Genomic DNA, 507 nt, shown 5'->3' with positions numbered 1-507 from the left:
GACGCGCGCATTCTGATCGATGGCGGTTTCAAGATCGACAGCGTCACGCCGGTCGACCAGTTCCGCCATACGCCGCATGTGGAGCTGGTCGCAAAGTTCAGAAGGTAAAGAGCAGAAGCCCCTTACCCGCTCGCTTTGCTCGCGACCTCTCCCCCGTGGGGAGAGGTGAGAACAGCTCGTTCCCGCGCTACAGCCTGCTCTCTTCGCCGTGCTGGAAGCCGAGATAGCTCGCCACCACGCCCTGGTCGCCGCTGATCTCTTTCGCCGAGCCGCTCATGATGAATTCGCCAAGCTCCATCACATAGGCGCGGTCGGCGATCTCGAGCGCGGCGCTGGCATTCTGCTCGACAAGCAGGACAGTCACGCCTTCTTTTCGGAGTGACACGATCGCCGCAAGGATCTGATCGACAAGCGTCGGCGATAGCCCGAGCGAAGGTTCGTCCAGCAGCAGCAGCTTCGGCTTGCCCATCAAGGCACGGCCAATCGCCAGCATCTGCTGCTGACCGC

The 507-nt window shown here is 61.9% G+C and carries 1 protein-coding gene; it reads right to left on the bottom strand.

The window, feature by feature from the left end; all coding sequences use genetic code 11:
* Positions 1-187: 187 nt before the first annotated feature.
* Positions 188-507, bottom strand: a 320-nt coding sequence (locus tag ACP4IX_RS36665) for an ATP-binding cassette domain-containing protein (protein ID WP_426559031.1), incomplete at its 5' end; no start/stop codon positions are given.

Origin of the sequence: Streptomyces sp. WG5, from assembly GCF_049974565.1 — a bacterium.
Taxonomy (GTDB): Bacteria; Actinomycetota; Actinomycetes; order Streptomycetales; family Streptomycetaceae; genus Streptomyces.
This window is presented reverse-complemented; position numbering and strand designations above follow the sequence as displayed.